A 1715-nucleotide genomic window follows, 5' to 3' on the forward strand; every position below is an offset into this window, starting at 1 on the left:
TATAATCATTAGTTTTCACTAAAAGCATGACATTTTTCATCACGCGCTATTTTTCTTTCCCTTTCTTTCAACTATCGCCTAAAATAGAAGAAAAAGCAAAGGAGCGAGTTCAATGATTCCTTTAACAAAAGAATGTCTCAACCAAGTCATCGTCAAGCGAGCGGTCCAGTCCCACAAAGGATCTTACGGACGGGTCGTCTGCATCGGGGGCAGAAAACAATATGGTGGTGCAATTTTGATGTGTGCGCAGGCTTGCGTGAATAGTGGTGCTGGATTGGTCACTGTCATGACCGATGCCAGCACCATTCCAGCCCTACAAAGTCGCTTGCCAGAAGCAATGGCCCTCACGTTTCATGATCCAATAGCCGAACTAGTAGCGACTGCCGATGTCATCGTGATTGGCCCTGGATTAGGGACGGATAAGATTGCCAAAGAGTGTCTGGCGTTTGTTTTATCCCATCAAACTGCTACGCAATGGCTTGTGATCGATGGTTCGGCAATTACGTTATTGGCACAACATCCTCTTGATTTTTTATTTCCCGAGCACATCGTCTTGACGCCCCACCAAAAGGAGTGGGAGCGATTCAGTGGGCTTCCTATCGCTGCACAGACCATTGACGCAAATCAACAGGCCCAACAAAGACTCGGCTGCACACTCGTTTTAAAAAGTGAACAAACCCATATTTATACCCATAAAGCAATCTATCAAAACACATACGGCAATCCTGCAATGGCAACGGGTGGGATGGGTGATACATTGGCAGGTATCATCGGTGGCTTTTTAGGCCAATTTGGCAAAACTGATCAATTGGCCGAGTCGGCGATAGGTGCAGCAGTCACGATTCATAGCCTGATTGCCGATGAATTAGCTGACAAGCACTATGTCGTCTTGCCGACGATGATATCCGAGCAGCTATCAAAGACCATGCGTCGTTTTTGTCCACTGACACGCTAACTCTTTCCCATCTATTTAATTTCTGTTACCCTAGGGGAAGAAAGGAGCGACGTGTATGTCACTTTCCATTTTAGCAATGACTTTTTTTATCAACTTCGCATACGTGACAATTAGCACCATCCGCTTTATGCTGACGATGAAAGGCTATCGTCTGTTGGCACCTATTTTAAGTATGATTGAGATTACGATTTATATTTTGGGTCTTTCGTTAGTCTTAAACCGACTGGATAATCCAATCAATCTCTTTGTGTACGCTCTAGGGTACGCTGTGGGCATTAGTGTCGGAATTTTCATTGAAGATCGCTTAGCACTAGGTTACATTATGACAACAGCCATTCTCCCAAGTAATTCTGATAACGATAAGAATTTACCAACTATCCTTAGAGACAAAGGCTATGGGGTTACGCAAAGCTACGGTGAAGGATTATCTGGTGAGCGGATGATTCTTGAGATTCTCTCTCCTCGTAAGCACGAAAGTGAATTGTACCAGCTCATTAAAGAAGTCGAAGAACGCGCCTTTATTATTACCTATGAACCCAAATTCATCTCCGGTGGTTTTTGGACCAAAAAGGTACGCAAGCGCCAAAAAAAATTACGCCACTAAGCCGTAGTGAAAAAAACGTGAGACCTAGCGCTACTCCATCACGGCGAAACAGACTTTGTTCTTAAGACAAAAAGACTGGGCTGTGCCATAAGTCGGTTCTATAATATTTGGTGTTGTTACTCAAACTGAGTAGTGACGCCAAATATTTTTTTATAA

General features: G+C 43.8%; 2 protein-coding genes. Both read left to right on the forward strand.

The features are described 5' to 3' along the window. Positions 1–112 precede the first annotated feature (112 nt). A complete protein-coding gene (locus tag HMPREF9088_RS09075; protein ID WP_007208925.1) occupies positions 113–955 on the forward strand; it encodes an NAD(P)H-hydrate dehydratase in 843 nt (280 codons plus the stop codon). Between the two features lie 55 nt (positions 956–1010). Then, the gene (locus HMPREF9088_RS09080) at positions 1011–1559 is read left to right on the forward strand and encodes a DUF2179 domain-containing protein (RefSeq protein WP_007208926.1); all 549 of its coding nucleotides are present in this window, start codon (positions 1011–1013) and stop codon (positions 1557–1559) included. Positions 1560–1715 lie beyond the last annotated feature (156 nt).

This window comes from Enterococcus italicus DSM 15952 (assembly GCF_000185365.1).
GTDB classification, from domain to species: Bacteria; Bacillota; Bacilli; order Lactobacillales; family Enterococcaceae; genus Enterococcus_G; species Enterococcus_G italicus.

Coding starts and splice junctions, on each gene's coding strand:
- HMPREF9088_RS09075 (WP_007208925.1), top strand. CDS start 113: ATGATTCCTTTAACAAAAGAATGTCTCAACCAAGTCATCGTCAAGCGA.
- HMPREF9088_RS09080 (WP_007208926.1), top strand. CDS start 1,011: ATGTCACTTTCCATTTTAGCAATGACTTTTTTTATCAACTTCGCATAC.